This window comes from Plantibacter sp. 2H11-2, from assembly GCF_050031945.1.
In the GTDB taxonomy this organism is placed as follows: domain Bacteria; phylum Actinomycetota; class Actinomycetes; order Actinomycetales; family Microbacteriaceae; genus Plantibacter; species Plantibacter auratus.
The window spans coordinates 82,326-100,268 of the sequence record NZ_JBNBBL010000006.1 but is presented as its reverse complement, the minus strand read 5'-3'; the positions used below and the strand labels follow the sequence as shown (position 1 = coordinate 100,268).

Below are 17,943 nucleotides of genomic sequence, written 5' to 3'. Positions count from 1 at the left end.
GACTAGCGGCGACCCTTCACGATCTTCTCCTGGTTGACGTCTTCAACCGGGAGCTCCTCGACCTGCTCCGAACCGAGGGCAGCGCCCTCGCCCGTCTGGAACTCGAGCTTGAACTGGTCGACAGCGGCATCGAGCTTCGAGACGGTGTCGTCGTCGAGCACGTTCGTGTCGCGCAGCGTGGAGAGGACCTCGGTGTTCCGACCCAGGTAGTCGAGCAGTTCGCGCTCGAAGCGGAGGACGTCCTCCACCGGGACGTCGTCCAGCTTGCCCTTGGTTCCGGCCCAGATCGAGACGACCTGCTCCTCGACGGGGTACGGCGAGTACTGCGGCTGCTTGAGCAGCTCGGTGAGGCGGGCACCACGGGCGAGCTGACGGCGGCTGGCCGCGTCGAGGTCGGATGCGAACATCGCGAACGCCTCGAGCGAGCGGTACTGCGCGAGCTCGAGCTTCAGCGTTCCGGAGACCTTCTTGATGCTCTTCACCTGAGCGTCACCACCGACGCGCGAGACGGAGATACCGACGTCGACCGCGGGGCGCTGGTTGGAGTTGAAGAGATCGGACTGCAGGAAGATCTGGCCGTCGGTGATGGAGATCACGTTGGTCGGGATGTACGCGGAGACGTCGTTCGCCTTGGTCTCGATGATGGGCAGACCCGTCATCGACCCGGCGCCGAGCTCGTCGGACAGCTTCGCGCAACGCTCCAGCAGACGGGAGTGGAGGTAGAAGACGTCACCCGGGTAGGCCTCGCGTCCCGGCGGACGACGGAGGAGGAGGGAGACGGCACGGTAGGCCTCGGCCTGCTTCGACAGGTCGTCGAAGATGATCAGGACGTGCTTGCCCTCGTACATCCAGTGCTGGCCGATGGCCGAACCGGTGTAGGGGGCGAGGTACTTGAAGCCGGCCGGGTCGGACGCAGGCGAGGCGACGATCGTCGTGTACTCGAGCGCGCCAGCCTCTTCCAGCGCACCCTTCACGGAGGCGATGGTCGAGCCCTTCTGGCCGATGGCGACGTAGATGCAGCGGACCTGCTTGTTGACGTCGCCCGAGTCCCAGTTGGCCTTCTGGTTGATGATGGTGTCGATCGCGATGGCGGTCTTGCCGGTCTGGCGGTCGCCGATGATGAGCTGGCGCTGGCCGCGGCCGACGGGGATCATGGCGTCGATCGCCTTGATGCCGGTCTGGAGCGGCTCGTGCACCGACTTGCGCTGCATGACGCCCGGAGCCTGGAGCTCCAGTGCGCGGCGGCCGGTGCTGGCGATCTCGCCGAGGCCGTCGATCGGGTTGCCGAGCGTGTCGACGACACGGCCGAGGTAGCCGTCGCCGACGGGGACCGAGAGGACCTCGCCCGTGCGGGTGACGTCCATGCCCTCGACGATCTCGTCGAACTCACCGAGGACGACGACGCCGATCTCGTGCTCGTCGAGGTTGAGCGCGAGGCCGAGGGTGCCGTTCGCGAAGCGGAGGAGCTCGTTCGCCATGGCGCCCGGGAGGCCCTCGACGTGGGCGATGCCGTCAGCGGCATCGATCACGCGTCCGACCTCGGTGGCCGCGGCGGTGCCGGGCTCGTAGGCCTTGACGAAGTCCTTGAGAGCATCCCGGATCTCGTCTGGGCTGATCGTGAGTTCTGCCATCATGTTCCTTTTGGTTGTGGAACCCGGGGGTTCCGAGAGGTGCGATCCGTCAGGATCAACGTCTTGAGTTGTGGAGACCGTCGGGCCGGTCCCCGCGCTGCACGGGCCGTTATCCGGCCAGTTGCAGACGGAGGTCGTTCAGTCGGGCAGCGAGGCTGCCGTCGATGACGTCGTCCCCGAGCTGCACGCGCAGTCCACCGACGACGGCGGGGTCGATCACCTGGTTGATCTTCACCTGACGGCCGTAGGCCGTGGCGAGGTGGCGCTCGAGGCGCTGGAGCTGCGACGCCTCGATCGGTGCGGCTGCCGTGACCGTGGCGACCGCGAGGCCCTGCTGGTCGGCGACGATGCCTGATGCGTACCGGAGCAGTTCTCCGATCCGACGGTCTCGCGGCTGCTGCACGAGCTGACCGACGATGCTGACGGTCTGCGGGCTCGCCTTGCCCGCGAGGAGGGACGCCGCGAGGGCGCCCTTCGCAGCGGACGAGCCGAGCTTGCTGCTGAGGGCGAGCTCGAGCTCATGGTTGCTCGACACGAGCTTCCCGAACTCGAACAGCTCGGCCTCGATGTCGCCCTGAGCGCCGGCGGAGATCGAGGCGGCCCGGAGGCCGAGCTCCTCGATGCCCGCGAGCAGGTCGGCCTCGCTGGACCAGCGGCCGGAGACGACGGTCTGCAGCAGGCCGAGCGCCTGAGCGCTCAGCTGGGTGCCGAAGATCCGCTCGACGACGGTGCGCTTGGCACCGGCGTCGGCTGCGGGGTCGCTGAGCGCTGCGCTCAGGTGGCTCGAGCCGCCGATGGCCCGGCCCGCTGCGAACAGTCCGTCCGCGGTGGCCAGATCGGCCCCGGCGCCGAGGGCGGCGAGGGCCTCCTTCGACGAGGCGAGTGCTTCTCTGGTCGCGCTTCCCATTACTTGGCTGCCTTCTCCGACGCTTCGAGGTCCGCGAGGAACCGGTCGACGACCGCCGTCGCCTTCGCGTCGTCGTTCAGCGTCTCGCCGATGACGCCACTGGCGAGGTCGAGTGCGAGCGTGCCGACCTCGGCACGCAGCGACACGACGGCCGCCTGACGCTCGGCTTCGATCTGTGCCTGAGCGCTCGCGGTGACGCGAGCGGCCTCGACCGTTGCCTGCTCCTTGAGCTCGGCGAGGATCGTCTGACCCTCGACACGAGCCTGCTCGCGGATGCGGCCGGCTTCCTGACGGGCCTCGGCCAGCTGAGCGTTGTACTGCTCGAGCGCCGCTTCGGCCTGCTTCTGCGCTTCATCGGCCTTGGCGATGTTGCCCTCGATGGCCGCTGCGCGGTCGTCGAGGAGCTTCTGCACCTTGGGCAGGACCAGCTTCCAGAAGAAGCCGAGGATGATGATGAAGACGACGGCAGACCAGACGATGTCGTAGACCGCTGGGATGAGAGGGTTCGTTGGAGCGCCCTCTTCAGCAGCGATGATCACTGCATCAAACATCTTGCCTCCTTCGGAGATGTGAAAGGGGGCTTAGACGAAGATGAAGTAGGTCGCGATGCCGATGAAGGCGAGCGCCTCGGTGAAGGCGATACCGATCCACATGAGGACCTGGAGACGACCACCCAGCTCGGGCTGACGCGCGGTGCCTTCGATCGTCTTGCCGACGACGATACCCACACCGATGGCGGGGCCGATGGCTGCGAGACCGTAACCGACCGTCGCGATGTTTCCTTCAAGGGCGGCGAGAACGGTAGTTGCGTCCACGTTTGTTTCCTTCCGTTGGGTGAGACCTGGCGGGTGCCGGGCTCGATTAGTGCTCTTCTGCGACCGCGAGCTGGATGTAGACCGCGGTGAGGAGGGTGAAGACGTACGCCTGGAGAACTGCGACCAGGAGCTCGAAGAGGGTGAAAACGAGGCCGAAGGCCAGCGTCCCGACGCCCATGAGGGCGAACCATCCGCCGAGGTTCACGATGAAGAACTGGGTTGCCGCGAAGAACAGGACCAAGAGCAGGTGCCCGACGATCATGTTCATGAGGAGTCGGAGCGTCAGCGTGAGCGGGCGGATGACGAAGGTCGAGATGAGCTCGATCGGCGTGACGATGATGTACACCGGCCACGGCACCCCGGAGGGGAAGAGGGAGTTCTTGAAGAACTTGCCCGGACTCTTCTTGATACCGGCGTAGATGAAGGTGACGTAGGACACCAGCGCGAGCACCAGCGGGACACCGATGACGGAGGTACCGGCCAGGTTCAGCCCAGGGATGATGCCCGTCAGGTTCATCGCGAGGACCATGAAGAAGATGGTCGTCAGGATCGGCAGGAACCGGAGGCCGTCCTTCTTGCCGAGCAGGTCTTCCGCGATGTTGACGCGGACGAAGCCGAGCCCCATCTCGGCGAGGCTCTGTGCGCGGCCGGGGACGAGGCGCATCTTGCGCGTCGACAGCCAGAAGAACAGGAGGAGCGCGATCACCGCGATGAACCGGATCAGGATGACCCGGTTGATCGCGAAGGGCGTGCCCTCGAAGAGGATGATGTCGGGGAAGAACTCGTCGATCGACGGACCGTGGAACTCGCCATCTTCGGCGGCCATCGGTGCGATCAGGTGCACGGCGTTAGCGAACAGCACGTATCTCCAGTTTCGGGGGCGTGGAGCAGAGCTCTCGCGGCGACGAACAGGGGGGATGTCTCCTCGCCGCACGCCGAAGCGGTGCTAGTGGGAGGATTCGTTGACGAGTCTAGCAAGGAAACCGTGCCCCGACGAACCCAGGGGTGGTATTCCACGGCTATATTCCGAGCCGCGACCTCGGCTGCGCCTCGAATACCGGTTCCGGCATGCTCCCGCGCGACCACGTTGCGACTGCGGCGTCAGCCCTGGTCGGAGTCCTGCGGCGACGCCTTCGGGAGGATGTCGTCCGAGACGTAGGGCACCCGCACCTTCGCAGCCACGACGGCGTCGATCACGAGCGATCCGACGACACCCACGATGACGCTCCCGAACAGGATCGGTGCGTTGACCCACGGCTGGTCCTTCAGGATGAAGCCGAGCGCGAGGAAGATGACGAACTTCACGAGCCAGCTGCCCATCACCACCCCGAACAGGATGCCGACGAAGAACTCCTGGCCGGACCAGCGGTTGGCGAAGAGGATGCTCACCGAGGTGATGCCGAGGAACACGAGCGCCATCGCGGTGCCGATGAGCGCACTCGTCAGCCCGCGGGAACCGTCGACGCTCCAGCCGACCACTCCCCCGACGACGGCGATCACGAGCGCGAGGAGCGCGCTGTACCGGAGTGCCGTGCGGAAGACCCGGTTGGCGCTCGCGTGCGAGCCGGCCTGGGCGGGAGGAGTCATGGGTGCTGGTCCTTCTTGGCGAGAGAGTCGAGGGTGTCGAGGGTGTCGCCGCTCACGGGCGCCTCGGGGTCGCGCTGCCCGGAGGCCTCGTCGAGCCGATCGTACAGCGCGGACCCGGGAGCGCCCTCCGTGCCGGCGGCAACGCGCTGCGCGAGCCGGTCGGCCCGCCTGCGGCGACCGATCGGCAGGAGGGTGAACGCCGTGCAGGTGACGACCCCCACGGAGACGAAGAGGACGGCCAGCCACGTCGGGGCAGCGAAGAACGCCAGGCATCCGACGGAGATGACGACCGTCCAGCCGTAGAAGATGAGGACGGCGTGCACCTGGCTGTGACCGAGGTCGAGCAGCCGGTGGTGGAGGTGCATCCGGTCGGCGCTGAACGGTGACTTTCCGGCGCGGAGACGACGGAGGACGGCCAGGACGAAGTCGGCGAGCGGCACGACGAGGATGGCGAACGGCAGCAGGATCGGGATGAACGCGGGCAACAGTTGCGTGCGGCCGAGGGCGGCCGGGTCGACCTGGCCGGTCACGGCGGCTGCGGAGGTCGCCATGAGCAGCCCGACGAGCAGGGCGCCGGCGTCGCCCATGAACAATCGGGCGGGGTGCCAGTTGAGCGGGAGGAAGCCGAGGCACGCACCGACGAGGATCGCGGCGATCAGCGAGGCCAGGTTGAAGTAGTCGCTCGCCCCGGTGGAGGTCACGAGCAGCTGGGTGTAGACGAAGAACACGGTGTTCGCGATGATGGCGACACCGGCGACGAGCCCGTCGAGCCCGTCGACGAAGTTGATCGCGTTCATCACGAGCACGATGGCGAAGACCGTCATCGAGAAGGACACCCACGACGAGCCGACCGTCAGGCCACCGATGGGCAAGGAGTAGATCTGCACACCGAGCCAGGCGACGAGCCCTGCCGCCATGAACTGCGCGGCGAGCTTGATCATCCAGTCGAGGTCCCACAGGTCGTCGGCAACGCCGATCCCGACGATGAACAGGGCGGCACCGAGGATCGCCAGCACCGGCTCCGGATCGGCGAACACGAGGTCGAAGAACGGCAGCTGCCAGGCCACGCCGAACGCGACCAGGATGCCGATGAACATCGCGACCCCGCCGAGCCGCGGCGTCGGCGTCTGGTGGACATCGCGTTCGCGGATCGGCGGGTGGAGACCGTACTTCACGCCGACCCGCCGCGCGAGGTGGGCGAAGCCGAAGGTGATGCCCGCGCTCACGACGAGCACGATGAGGTACCCGGAGAACTGGCTCATGGTTCGCGCGGCTCGGGGAGCAGATCGCCCACCACGCCGCGGATCGCCTCGCGGGAGACGGCTCCGTCGCGCAGGACGACGATCCGTTCGTCGGCTGTGCCGAGTCGGGTCGCGTCGATGATCGTCGACGACTGCTCGCCGCTCTCGCCGCCGTCGAGGTAGACCGAGACCGAGTCGCCGAGCATCTCGAGCGCGGCAGCGGCGGACGTGGCGGCCGGTCGGCCGGTGAGGTTCGCCGAGGAGACCGCCAGCGGGCCGGTGTCCTGCAGGAGTTCGAGGGTCACCGGGTTCGACGGCATCCGGAGCGCGACCGTGCCCGCGGTCTCGCCGAGGTCCCACGCGAGCGACGGCTGGGCCTCGAGCACGATGGTCAGGCCGCCGGGCCAGAACGCCTCGACGAGCCGGTGCACGGCATCGGGGACTGACGCCGCCAAGGCCTCGAGCGTGTTCACACCGGAGACGAGGACGGGCGGCGGTGACTGCCGGGTCCGACCCTTCGCGTCGAGCAGGCGCTGCACCGCGGCCGGTGAGAACGCGTCGGCGGCCACCCCGTAGACCGTGTCGGTCGGGAGCACGACCAGCTCACCCCTCGCCAGGGCCGTCCGTGCCAAGCGCATCCCGGCGAGCAGCTGCGCGTGATCCTGGCAATCGAAGGTCTGCGGCATGTGGTGGGTCCTGGCTGAACGGGGCCGCCGATCGGTGATCAGTCGGCCGGATGATCGGGGTGACGACGCTCAATCATAGCCTCGGGCGTCTTCCGAGCAGTCTTGGCAGGCACAGGTAGACGGCGAGGACGAGCAGGATGCCGAGGACGGCGAAGACCTGGAAGGGCCAGGCGCCCGTCGCGACGACCACCCCGAGGAGCCCGGTGGCGAGGGTCGCGACGCTGACGACGGCGGTGGACCCGAGGTGGCCGAGTCCGCCGACGGCGAGACGCTGGTACACGTGGCTGCGATGCGCCTCGTGCAGCGGCTCCCCCCGCCTCCAGCGCGCGATGATCGTCGTGCCGGTGTCGGCGACGTACACGAGGACCGGGCCGATCAGCGCGACGAAGGAGATGCCGCTGAAGGCCGCGTAGATGGCGACCGCGACGAGGGAGCCGCCGAGCAGGTAGCTGCCGACGTCGCCCAGGAACATCCGGCGCCGAGCGAGATTCCACGGCAGGAACCCGAGGAACGCGGCCGCCACGACGAGGCCGGCTGCCGTGACGCCCGGGAGACCGGCCACGGCGCCGAGACCGGCGTAGAACCCGCCGACGACCGTGCCGTGCATCGAGGAGATGCCGTTGACGCCGTCCATGAAGTTCGCGATGTTCGTGTAGGCGACGAGCGCCACGATCCCGAGCGGGATCCACCAGAAACTCGCGGCCATCGAGACGACGAGCACCCAGGTCGCCACGAGTCCGAGCACGACCTGCAAGCCGAAGCGCACCCGGACGGGGAGTCCGCGGACGTCCTCCACGGCTCCGATGGCCGCGTTCACGATCGACACGGCGGCGACGATCCAGAGCGGCAGACTGTGGAGCAGGACAGCGGCCGTGCCGAGGCCGACGGCGACCGCGAGCGCGACCCCGATCCCTCCCCCGCGGATCGTCGGGGTGACGTGCATGGATCGGTGGTTCGGGGTGTCGACGACCGCCCGACGGAGGAGGATCGGGCGCATGGCGAGCTGGGACAGCAGGCTCACGACGAGCGCGAGCACCCCCGCCAGGATGGCAACCGTCATTGCACCAGGTGGTGGGTGCCGGCGCCCTCGTCGGCGATCGTCTCCCGCCAGACGGCGATGTCGAGCAGTGCCGGGTCGAGCGGCTGGATCCGCGTGTGCGAGACCTTCGGGTGCTTCGAGCGGTCGGCGATCTCGTCGGTGTCGATGAGGACCTCGTGCAGCTTCTCGCCGTGCCGGAGACCGGTGTACACGATCTCGACGTCCTTGCCGGACGCGGCGATCATGCGCTTGGCGACGTCGAGGATGCGGACCGGACGGCCCATGTCGAGGATGAGGACCTCGCCCGGGTCGCCGATCGCGCCGGCCTGGATGACGAGCTTCGACGCTTCGGGGATCGTCATGAAGAAGCGGGTGACGTCGGGATGCGTGACCGTGACCGGACCGCCGGCCTCGATCTGGGCGGTGAACGCCGGGATGGCGGAGCCGCGGCTGCCGATGACGTTGCCGAACCGGACCGAGAGGTAGCGCGCGTCGGTCTCCTGGGCGCTCATCCAGGCGGTGAGCTTCTCGGCGATGCGTTTGCTGTAGCCGAGGACGGTCGTCGGGTTCGCGGCCTTGTCGGTCGAGATGTTGACGAAGGTGCCGACGCCGACGGCCCGCGCCGCGTTCAGCACGTTCAGGGTGCCGAGGACGTTGTTCTTCCAGGCCTCGTCGGGGTACTGCTCGAGCATCGGAGCGTGCTTCAACGCTGCCGCGTGGAAGACGACGTCGGGACGGCGGTCCTCGAAGATCTCCATGAGCGACGGGAGGTCGCGGATGTCGGCGAGCACGACCTCCTTGGTGTCGAGCAGACCGTGTCCGGAGATCGAGAGCTGCGTGGTGTGGAGCCCTGTCTCGTCGCGGTCGAGCAGGACGAGCTCCGCCGGACCGAACTGGTTGACCTGCCGGGCTATCTCGGAGCCGATGGATCCGCCGGCACCGGTGACGAGCACGCGCTTGCCGGTGAGGTACCCCGCGATGCTCTCGACCTGCAGGTCGACGGTGTTGCGGCCGATGAAGTCCTCGACGTTGAGGTCGCGCAGGCTCGGCGCGCTCTCGCCCGTCCCGGGAGCCAGCATCGTGTCGATGGGCGGCACGACGAGCACCCGGAGCTTCGCCTCGTCGGCTCGCTCACTGACCTGGCGGATGAAGTCGTTGTCGACGTCCGCGATGCTGATGATGAGCGCCTGCGCCCCGGTGCGCTTGACGGCCGCCACCAGGTCGGCTCCCGTGCCGACCACGGCGACGGAGGCGATGCGGAAGTTGCGCTTCGAGGGGTCGTCGTCGATGACACCCACCGGGAGGTAGGGCGACTGCGGGTCGCGCATGAGCCGAGGGATGATCGACATCCCGAGCGCACCGGCTCCGTAGACGAGGACGCGCTGCGCCTCGATCGGCCGGCTGCGGCTGTCGACGAAGAGTCGCTTGACGTAGCGCGTGATGCCCATGAAGACGATCGCGAACGGGAACGCGATCACCGTGGTGGACCGTGGAACCCCCCACGCGACGCCGAACACCGCGTTGACCGCGATGAGGATCGCGGTGACGATCAGCGCGACGACGATGAGCTGTTTCGCCTCGTAGAAGCTGCCGAAGCTGTGCAGGCCGTGGTAGTAGCTCCACAGGTAGGCCACGACGAGCTGGGCGACCACGGCGATGACGCACAGGAGGACCGTCCCCACGAGGGCCACGCGCTCGTACTCGAGCTCGAACCGGACGAGCTGGGCGACCACGATGGCGAGCACCCAGCACAGTGCGTCGAGGGCGGTCTTCGCGGCGAAACGAGGACCGGGCGCCTGCGTCCATCTACGGGGGGCGTCGGGGAGCGTGGAGGTCATAACGTGTCGATCCTACCGATCGCCGGCTTCGCGTTGGCTGCGCACGGACTGCGCGTCGGGGCCGGGCGCACCGCGCTCCGCGGCGAGCGCTGCGATCGAGGACCGGAGACCGTCGTCCGTCGCCGTCGGCATGCGCTCGTGCCCGAGTGCACCGAGCAGTCGGGCTCCGGAGACGCGGTAGTCCTCGGTGAGCTTCGCGAGACGCCCGGAGTTGAGCGGCACGGCGGGGACGCGATCGCCGACGGCGGCCGCCAACCGCACGAGGGCCGGTGGGAGCGCCAGGCGACGGACCCGGCGACCGGTGACCTCGCCGATGAGGGTGACGAGGTGCCCCGTCGACACGGGCTCGTCGTCGGCGACGAGGTAGACACCCGTCGTGACGGCGGGCGTGTCGATGATGCTCGTGATCGCCCACGTGAGGTTCTGGATCGACACGAAGCTGCGCTCGTTGCGGAAGGCGTCGAGCGGGTACGGGATACCGCGGGACAGCAGACCGAACAGGAGGCGCAAGTTGCCCTTGTCCCCCGGCCCGTGCACCATCGTCGGACGGAGGACGATCGTCCGGCGACCGGCGGGCGGTTCGACGGCGAGCAGGAGCCGCTCGGCTGCGAGCTTCGACTTCCCGTAGGGGGTCACCGGGTGGGGCTCGGCGGACTCGTCGAGCACGCCGTCGACCGTCGCCTCGTTCACCGCGGCGACGCTGCTCAGCTGGATGAAGGTGGCGGCGTCCGACGCCAGGAAGGCGACGTACGCGCGTTCGGCGAGGTCGGTGTTGATCCGGCGGTACACCTCGGGAGAGGCGGTGCCGTCGAGGTCGTGCGCCTTCCCGGCGAGGTTCACCACGACATCGACGTCCTCGGGGAAGGGCTCCCCCGTCCACCCGCGCAACGAGAACGGCACGACCTCGTGGCCGGCCGCCTCGAGGACGGGGACGAGGTTCGTCCCGATGAAGCCGGTCGCACCGGTCACGAGCACCCGGCTCATCGTCCGAACCATCCCCACGTGCGGAAGTACACGAAGGCCCCCTGGATCGAGTACCACATCAGCTTCCGGTTGTGATGCGAGCCCTTCGCGAAGTGGTGGTGGATCGTCGCGCCGGGGTAGTACGCGGTCCGGGACACCTGGAGGAAGCGTCGGGTGAGGTCGGCGTCCTCGATGTACATGAAGATCCGCTCGTCGAAGAAGCCGACGCGGTGCAGGGTCGAGGTCCGGAGGAACATGAAGCACCCCGAGAGGTAGGGCACGTCGAACATCGTCTTGCTGTAGTCGTGCGCCGGGTTCTCGTCGATGTCGCGGTACTCGTAGCGGGCCATGCGCTTCGCGACGAGCGGCTTCAGCGGACCGGGCAGGAACCGGCGGGCGAACAGGTCGAAGACGGAGGGGTTCCGCTTCACCAGGTACTGGAGGGATCCGTCGGGGTACAGCACCTTCGGCATGACGTGCCCGACCTCGGGGTGCTCGAGCATGAACTCGTGGAGCTGCTCGATCGCCTCCGGCTCGAAGTACACGTCCGGGTTGACCACCATGTGGAACTTCGAACGCCCGAGGACCTTCGCGATCGCGAGGTTGTGGGCCGCGCCGAAGCCGGGGTTCGAGGGGTTGTGCAGGTACTCGACCCGCGGGTCGTCCGCGAGGTCGCGGAGCTCGTCCGTCGGCGAGTTGTCGACGAGGTACAGCGTCTCGACGAGCGGACTCCCGAGGGTCGAGTCGATGGCCGCACGCAGCTTGTCGCGATCGTTCCGGTACATGACGATGCAGGCGGTCACTGGACGGTCCACGGTTCACCCTCTCCGGCGGCGGGGACGGCACCGCCGAGGCACGACGGACGTGGGCCCGACGCGCCTGGTCAGTCTACGTGCTGCCCGCGTCCGGTCCTGGGAGCCCGGGGCCGCATACTGGAGTGGTGCCAGAGCGTGTGTTCTTCTTCGACTGCGACAAGACCCTGTACGACTACGACTTCCGGAAACGCCTCCCGGCGCTCTCCCGGTTGACGGGCGTGAGCCAGTACCGGCTCGCGAAGCTGTGGTGGGTCGGCGGGCATGAGGCCGCGGCCAACATCGGCGAGTACCCCACCAGCGACGACTATCTGGCGGTGTTCGCCGAGGTCACCGGGTACCCGCTGTCCCTCGAGGAGTGGCGCGAGGCCCGCGCGGCGGCGATGACGCCGGTTCCCGGCGTCCTGGCCACCCTCGCCCGTGCCGCGACCCTCGGCACGGTCTCCCTGCTGTCGAACAATCCGATCCCGTTCCGGGACTCCTTCGCGCGGCTGGCTCCCGAAGCCGCAGCCCTCCTCGGAGAGAACGACCTCGTATCCGCCGTCCTCGGAGCGGAGAAACCCGAGCCCCGTGTCTACACCCGCGCGCTCAGCCGGTACGGCGTCGCACCCGGCCGCACCATGCTCATCGACGACTCCGCGGCGAACTGCGCGGGCGCCGAGGCCGTGGGGATGCACGCGTTCCAGCTGACGAAGGACGCCTCAGGCGCCTTCGACGTCGCGGGACTCGACGCCGCGGTCGACGCCTTCGTGGCGGCCACACCCTGACTCGGCCCACCGGGCGGTACGTCCCACCGGTCCCTGAACCGAACCGAACCTCGATTCCCTGAACCGAACCACCGGTCCCTGAGCTTGTCGAAGGGCGGCGGATCCACGGCTCGGACTCGCCCTTCGACAAGCTCAGGGACCGGAAGAGGGGCCCACGGAGCGGAGAAGCGCGGGCTCGCGACGCGTCAGCGGATCGCGATGGTCGTGCGGTCGCGGGTGGTGAGGTCGCGGTGGGTCGCCGCAGCGTGCCAGCCGTCGGCCGTGAGCAGCTCGCGGATGGCCTGCCCCTGGAGTTCACCGTGCTCGATGACGAGCGTGCCGCCCCGGTGGAGCAGTCGCTGCGCGGTGGCGGACACCTGGCGCACCACGTCGAGACCGTCCGGTCCGCCGTACAGCGCGGCCGAGGGGTCGTGGAGACGCACTTCGGGATCGCGCGGGATCGCGTCGTCCGGGACGTACGGAGGGTTCGAGATCACGACGTCCACCGAGCCGTCGAGCTCGTGGAAGGCGTCGGCGAGGTGCTCGAAGACGACGGTGGCGTTGTCGGCACCGGACTCGGCGAAGTTCCGCCTCGCCCAGATGAACGCCTCGACCGAGTTCTCGGTCGCGTAGATCGCCGCGTTCGGGACCTCGGTCGCCATCGCCAGCGCGATCGCTCCACTGCCGGTGCCGAGGTCGACGCCGATTGGCCGAGGGATCGGAACGGCTCGGAGCGCGTCGATCGCGAACTGCACGACCGACTCGGTCTCGGGGCGCGGCACGAAGACGCCTGGTCCGACCGCGAGTTCCATCGAACGGAACGCGGCACGACCCGTGATGTGCTGCAGCGGTTCGCGCGCGGCCCGACGCTCGACCAGCTCGGCGAACACGGTGCGCTCCTCGGCATCGAGCACGCGACCGGTGATCGCCGCGGCCTGCACGGCACCACGACCGAGGCCGAGCACGTGTCCGAGGAGGAGCTCCGCGTCGACGTCGGGTGACGGCACGGCTGCGCGGGTGAGGATCTCGACGGCATGTTGGCGCGCGAGTTCGACGGTCGCAGGGTGGCCGGCGGACGGGGTGTCTGCGGCGGCGGCGGAAGGGGTGCTGGGCATGAGCGAGGTCATCATCTGGGGTGGCCTGGTCGGGTGGGCCGCACCGAGCCTACCCCACCGCCTCGGTGCGGCCGTGGGCCGGCACCCCTCGTCGTCACACGGGACCCCGCCGTTCGACCAGGTCGTAGGCTGAATCGAGCCCCGTTCGAGGAAGAGGAACACCGTGACCGGCACCGTCTACACCGACATCACCCAGGCCTATGGCCGCACCCCGCTCGTCCGCCTGAACCGCATCGCCGAAGGCGTCGGCGCGACCGTCCTGGCGAAGCTGGAGTTCTACAATCCCGGATCGAGTGTCAAGGACCGCCTGGGCATCGCACTCGTCGATGCGGCGGAGGCCTCGGGCCAGCTGCAGCCCGGAGGGACCATCGTCGAGTCGACGAGCGGGAACACCGGCATCGCGCTCGCCCTCGTGGGAGCCGCGCGCGGCTACCGGGTCATCCTCACGATGCCGGCCTCGATGAGCAAGGAACGCCGGACCCTCCTCCGTGCCTACGGTGCCGAGCTCGTCCTCACCGATCCGACCAAGGGTATGGCGAACGCCGTGCAGGAGGCGCAGCGCATCGTCGCCGAGAACCCCGGCGCCGTCTGGGTCAGGCAGTTCGAGAACGAGGCGAACCCCGCCATCCACCGGCGGACGACCGCACCCGAGATCTGGGAGGACACCGCCGGCACGGTCGACGCGTTCGTCGCGGGCATCGGGACGGGCGGGACGATCACCGGCGTCGGCGGCTGGCTCCGCGAGCACAACCCGGACGTGCAGATCATCGCCGTGGAACCCGCGGACTCCCCGCTGCTCAGCGAGGGTCGCGCCGGTGGACACAAGATCCAGGGCATCGGCCCGAACTTCGTGCCCGACATCCTCGACACCTCGTTGTTCAGCGAGATCATCCCGGTCGAGACCGACACGGCCTACGCGACGGCACGACGCCTCGCGACCGACGACGGCATCATCGGCGGCATGTCCTCCGGCGCCGCGGTGTGGGCGGCCCTCGAAGTCGGCCGTCGGCCGGAGATGGCCGGCAAGACGATCGTCGTCATCATCCCCGACGCGGGCGAGCGCTACCTGTCGACGACGATGTACGACGACCTGCGCGACTAGGCTCGACGCATGGGAATGCTGTCGCGGGTCCGCGAGGACATCGGTGCCGCACGCGCACACGATCCGGCGGCCCGCGGCACCATCGAGATCGCACTCAGCTACTCCGGCCTGCACGCCGTCTGGGCGTACCGGCTACACCATCGCCTGTGGCGGCGCGGCTTCCGCACCCTCGCCCGGTTCGGATCCCAGTTCGCCCGGTTCCTCACCGGGATCGAGATCCACCCGGGCGCCCGGATCGGCAGGCGGTTCTTCATCGACCACGGCATGGGCGTCGTCATCGGCGAGACGGCCGAGGTGGGCGACGACGTCATGATCTTCCACGGCGTGACCCTCGGCGGGAAGAGCCGCGGCGTCGGCAAGCGCCACCCGACGATCGGTGACGGCGTCGCCGTCGGTGCCGGGGCGAAGATCCTCGGGCCCATCCTGATCGGTGCGGGGACCATCGTCGGCGCGAACGCCGTCGTCACCAAGGCGTGCCCACCCCGCAGCCTGCTGCTCGGCGTCCCGGCGGTCGAGCGCCCGCGCGGGAGCGGCACGCACGGTCTGGCGTTGCTCGATCCCGAGTACCACATCTGATCCGCGCGAGGTGAGGTGATCCGTCGCCCACGCCTCCCCCGGACGACGATCTCCCGCATCCCACCCGCATCCCCGCTCCTCGAGAGGTCCCCATGAGTCTCATCCGCCTGCACGACGTCACCGTCCGGTTCGAGGAGCGCCCGGTGCTCCGCGACGTCTTCTTCCGGCTCGAGCCAGGCGACCGGGTCGGGCTCATCGGCCGGAACGGCTCCGGCAAGTCCACCCTCCTGAAGCTCGCGCTCGACCAGCTCCAACCGGACTCCGGCACCGTGACCATCGAGGACGGGACGCGGATCGGGTACTTCTCGCAGTTCTCGGAGCTCGACGGCAGCGCCACCATCACCGAGGTCCTCGAAGGACTCTTCGGTCACATCCACGCCATCGAGGCGGAACTCGCATCCATCGACGCCGCGATCGCCGCCGACCCGAACGACCTCGACCGGATGACGAAGCTCATCGAACGGCAGGCCGAGCTCTTCGAGGAGATGGAGCGCCAGGACGGCTGGGACTACCAGCGCCACATCGACACCGCCCTCACCACGCTCGGCTTCGACACCGCTCGCCGCGTGCTCCCCATCGACTCGCTCTCAGGTGGTTGGCGCAACCGCGCGGCGCTCGCGAAGATCCTCCTCGAGCGCCCGGACGTCCTGCTGCTCGACGAGCCGACGAACTTCCTCGACGTCGCGGGGGTCGAGTGGCTCGAATCCTGGTTCGGCTCGTTCCGCGGTGCGGCGATCGTCGTCTCGCACGACCGGACCTTCCTCGACGCCGTGGTCACGCGCATCGTCGAGGTCGAGAACTTCCACCTCCACGAGTACCCCGGCAGCTTCGACGAGTACGTCGTCCAGAAGCAGTTCCGGCTCAAGAGCCTCGAGGCGCAGTTCGTCCACGAGTCCGAACTGCTCGCCTTCGAGGCCGAGGGCATCTCGGACCGTCGCGAGGCGGCCAAGGCCGCCGGGAAGAAGGACCTCTCCTCGCAGCTGGCGAAGATCAAGAAGGCCAGGCCGCCGCGTCCGGTCGACGACATCATCACCGACATCTACGGCGGCCTGCACATCAAGGACACGCTCTGCCGGATCCAGGGGCTCACGAAGGCCTACGGCGAGCACACGCTGTTCGATGGACTCGACCTCGAGATCGGCCGCCGCGAACGCATCGTCGTCCACGGGCCGAACGGCGCGGGCAAGTCCACGTTCCTCCGGATCCTCGAGGGCGACGAACGCCCCGACGCCGGTCACGTCACGTGGACCGGCGGGGTCCGATACGCGTCCTACAACCAGATGGTCGACGAGCTGGACCTCACCGACACGGTCGCGCACGCCGTCGGCGCCATGCCCGACAGCCTCGCCTTCGCAGCGACGAAGAAGTCGGTGAACCGCTTCCTCGGCATGTTCCAGTTCTCCGACGCCGACCTCAAACAGAAGATCGGCATGCTCTCGGGTGGGCAGCGCGCCCGCGTCGCCATGGCCCAGTGCCTGCTTTCCGGAGCTTCGGTGCTCCTCCTCGACGAGCCGACGAACCACCTGGACCTCGCGAGCACGCAGGTGATGGAGCGCGCACTCGTGCACTTCCCCGGTGCCATCGTCGTGGTCAGCCACGACCGGTTCTTCGCCGACAAGGTCGCGACGAAGCGACTGCGCATCGGCTGAACGACGAAAGCGCAGTCGTGGTCGTCATCCGAGCGGGATGACGGCCACGACTGCGCTCACGAGTCCTAGTCCTGGTCGCCGATGTCGGCCAGGCGTGCTTCCTCGTCGGCGGTGATCGCCGATTCGATGATCGGGCCGAGCGCGCCGTTCATGACGCCGTCGAGGTTGTACGCCTTGTACCCGGTCCGGTGGTCGGCGATGCGGTTCTCGGGGAAGTTGTAGGTGCGGATGCGCTCGGAGCGGTCCATCGTGCGGATCTGCGTCTTGCGGGCCGCGCTGTCGAGTGCCGCCTGCTCCTCCTGCTGACGCGCGAGGATGCGGGCGCGGAGCACGCGCATACCGGCCTCACGGTTCTGCAGCTGGCTCTTCTCGTTCTGCATCGACACCACGATGCCGGTCGGCAGGTGGGTGATGCGCACCGCGGAGTCCGTGGTGTTGACCGACTGACCGCCGGGGCCGCTCGACCGGTAGACGTCGATCTTCAGGTCGTTCTGGCTGATCTCGACCTCCTCCGGCTCATCGACCTCGGGGAAGACGAGGACACCCGTGGTGGAGGTGTGGATGCGGCCTTGGGACTCGGTGGCCGGGACGCGCTGCACGCGGTGCACGCCGCCCTCGTACTTGAGGTGCGCCCAGACCCCCTGCGACGGGTCGGTCGCGTTCGACTTGATCGCCACCTGGACGTCCTTGTATCCACCGAGGTCGCTCTCGGTGCGTTCGAGGAGCTCGGTCTTCCACCCCTTGGACTCCGCGTAGTGCAGGTACATCCGGAGCAGGTCGGCGGCGAAGAGCGCGCTCTCGGCGCCGCCCTCGCCACCCTTGATCTCCATGATGACGTCGCGGCCGTCGTCGGGGTCGCGCGGGATGAGCAGACGGCGGAGCTTCTCCTGGTTGGTCACCAGCAGCTCTTCGAGCACCGGCACCTCCTCGGCGAACGCCTCGTCCTCCTTGGCGAGTTCCCGGGCGGCGTCGAGGTCCTCCTGCGTCGCCTGCCAGGTGTGGTAGGCCGCGATGATCTTCGACAGCTCGGCGTAGCGGCGGTTGATCTTCTTCGACCGTGCGGGGTCGGCGTGGACCGCCGGGTCGGCGAGCTGATCCTGGAGATCCTTGTGCTCGGCGACGAGCGTCTCAACTGATTCGAACATCGTTCTCTTCCTTCATCACCATCATGCGGCACCGGGGGCGAAACGGGACCGACCCCACCCGTTCCCGATGCCAGTGCGGCGCGGGTACGGA

At 68.5% G+C, this 17,943-nt stretch carries 18 protein-coding genes; 4 read left to right on the top strand and 14 right to left on the bottom strand.

All coding sequences use genetic code 11. From position 1 onward, the window contains the following. Positions 1-2: 2 nt before the first annotated feature. From atpA to ACQG07_RS13075, 12 genes are all read right to left on the bottom strand, one after another. Positions 3-1,631, bottom strand: a complete 1,629-nt coding sequence (gene atpA / locus ACQG07_RS13130) for a F0F1 ATP synthase subunit alpha (RefSeq protein ID WP_192006657.1) — start codon at positions 1,629-1,631, stop codon at positions 3-5. A gap of 109 nt (positions 1,632-1,740) precedes the next feature. Further along, positions 1,741-2,538: a F0F1 ATP synthase subunit delta gene (locus ACQG07_RS13125; protein ID WP_071262369.1), complete on the bottom strand. Its 798-nt coding sequence runs from the start codon at positions 2,536-2,538 to the stop codon at positions 1,741-1,743. Then, entirely contained in the window at positions 2,538-3,089 is a 552-nt protein-coding gene (locus ACQG07_RS13120; RefSeq protein WP_064295311.1) for a F0F1 ATP synthase subunit B, read from the bottom strand. The genes ACQG07_RS13125 and ACQG07_RS13120 overlap by 1 nt, the downstream gene beginning before the upstream one ends. Positions 3,090-3,119: 30 nt before the next feature. Continuing rightward, entirely contained in the window at positions 3,120-3,353 is a 234-nt protein-coding gene (atpE, locus tag ACQG07_RS13115; RefSeq protein ID WP_064295310.1) for an ATP synthase F0 subunit C, read from the bottom strand. 46 nt (positions 3,354-3,399) lie between these two features. Further along, positions 3,400-4,179, bottom strand: coding sequence for a F0F1 ATP synthase subunit A (gene atpB, locus ACQG07_RS13110; RefSeq protein ID WP_175117868.1), 780 nt, complete (start codon positions 4,177-4,179; stop codon positions 3,400-3,402). 275 nt (positions 4,180-4,454) lie between these two features. Further along, positions 4,455-4,940 (bottom strand): hypothetical protein, encoded by a 486-nt coding sequence (locus ACQG07_RS13105; protein WP_426738493.1) that lies wholly within the window; start codon positions 4,938-4,940, stop codon positions 4,455-4,457. Beyond that, the gene (locus tag ACQG07_RS13100) at positions 4,937-6,202 is read right to left on the bottom strand and encodes an MraY family glycosyltransferase (RefSeq protein ID WP_426738492.1); all 1,266 of its coding nucleotides are present in this window, start codon (positions 6,200-6,202) and stop codon (positions 4,937-4,939) included. Before ACQG07_RS13100 ends, ACQG07_RS13105 begins: the two co-directional genes overlap by 4 nt. Then, positions 6,199-6,867 carry an L-threonylcarbamoyladenylate synthase gene (locus tag ACQG07_RS13095; protein ID WP_079707193.1) on the bottom strand — a complete coding sequence of 223 codons (669 nt, stop codon included), beginning with the start codon at positions 6,865-6,867 and terminating at the stop codon, positions 6,199-6,201. Before ACQG07_RS13095 ends, ACQG07_RS13100 begins: the two co-directional genes overlap by 4 nt. A gap of 73 nt (positions 6,868-6,940) precedes the next feature. Beyond that, positions 6,941-7,927: an MraY family glycosyltransferase gene (locus ACQG07_RS13090; RefSeq protein WP_426738491.1), complete on the bottom strand. Its 987-nt coding sequence runs from the start codon at positions 7,925-7,927 to the stop codon at positions 6,941-6,943. Then, a complete protein-coding gene (locus ACQG07_RS13085; protein ID WP_079002758.1) occupies positions 7,924-9,744 on the bottom strand; it encodes a polysaccharide biosynthesis protein in 1,821 nt (606 codons plus the stop codon). The genes ACQG07_RS13090 and ACQG07_RS13085 overlap by 4 nt, the downstream gene beginning before the upstream one ends. A 12-nt stretch (positions 9,745-9,756) precedes the next feature. Then, the gene (locus tag ACQG07_RS13080; protein ID WP_161578602.1) at positions 9,757-10,728 is read right to left on the bottom strand and encodes an NAD-dependent epimerase/dehydratase family protein; all 972 of its coding nucleotides are present in this window, start codon (positions 10,726-10,728) and stop codon (positions 9,757-9,759) included. Next, entirely contained in the window at positions 10,725-11,522 is a 798-nt protein-coding gene (locus ACQG07_RS13075; protein WP_229939074.1) for a glycosyltransferase family 2 protein, read from the bottom strand. Before ACQG07_RS13075 ends, ACQG07_RS13080 begins: the two co-directional genes overlap by 4 nt. 125 nt (positions 11,523-11,647) lie before the next feature. On the opposite strand from ACQG07_RS13075, the gene ACQG07_RS13070 reads away from it, so the two are divergent. Further along, a complete protein-coding gene (locus tag ACQG07_RS13070) occupies positions 11,648-12,286 on the top strand; it encodes an HAD-IA family hydrolase (RefSeq protein WP_426738490.1) in 639 nt (212 codons plus the stop codon). Positions 12,287-12,471: 185 nt separating this feature from the next. Here the strand turns inward: ACQG07_RS13070 and prmC are convergent, their stop codons facing one another. Further along, positions 12,472-13,380, bottom strand: coding sequence for a peptide chain release factor N(5)-glutamine methyltransferase (gene prmC, locus ACQG07_RS13065; protein ID WP_426738489.1), 909 nt, complete (start codon positions 13,378-13,380; stop codon positions 12,472-12,474). A 163-nt stretch (positions 13,381-13,543) separates the two neighbouring features. Between prmC and cysK the strand changes: the two genes are divergently transcribed. The 3 genes from cysK (at position 13,544) to ACQG07_RS13050 (ending at position 16,707) form a co-directional block, all read left to right on the top strand. Then, positions 13,544-14,482 (top strand): cysteine synthase A, encoded by a 939-nt coding sequence (gene cysK, locus ACQG07_RS13060; RefSeq protein WP_064295302.1) that lies wholly within the window; start codon positions 13,544-13,546, stop codon positions 14,480-14,482. Positions 14,483-14,491: 9 nt separating this feature from the next. After that, positions 14,492-15,058 (top strand): serine O-acetyltransferase EpsC, encoded by a 567-nt coding sequence (gene epsC / locus ACQG07_RS13055; protein ID WP_191941412.1) that lies wholly within the window; start codon positions 14,492-14,494, stop codon positions 15,056-15,058. A 92-nt stretch (positions 15,059-15,150) separates the two neighbouring features. Beyond that, entirely contained in the window at positions 15,151-16,707 is a 1,557-nt protein-coding gene (locus ACQG07_RS13050) for an ABC-F family ATP-binding cassette domain-containing protein (protein WP_191941413.1), read from the top strand. 65 nt (positions 16,708-16,772) lie between these two features. On the opposite strand, the gene prfA is transcribed toward ACQG07_RS13050, so the two are convergent. Next, positions 16,773-17,852 (bottom strand): peptide chain release factor 1, encoded by a 1,080-nt coding sequence (gene prfA / locus ACQG07_RS13045; RefSeq protein WP_071262434.1) that lies wholly within the window; start codon positions 17,850-17,852, stop codon positions 16,773-16,775. Between the last annotated feature and the right edge of the window lie 91 nt (positions 17,853-17,943).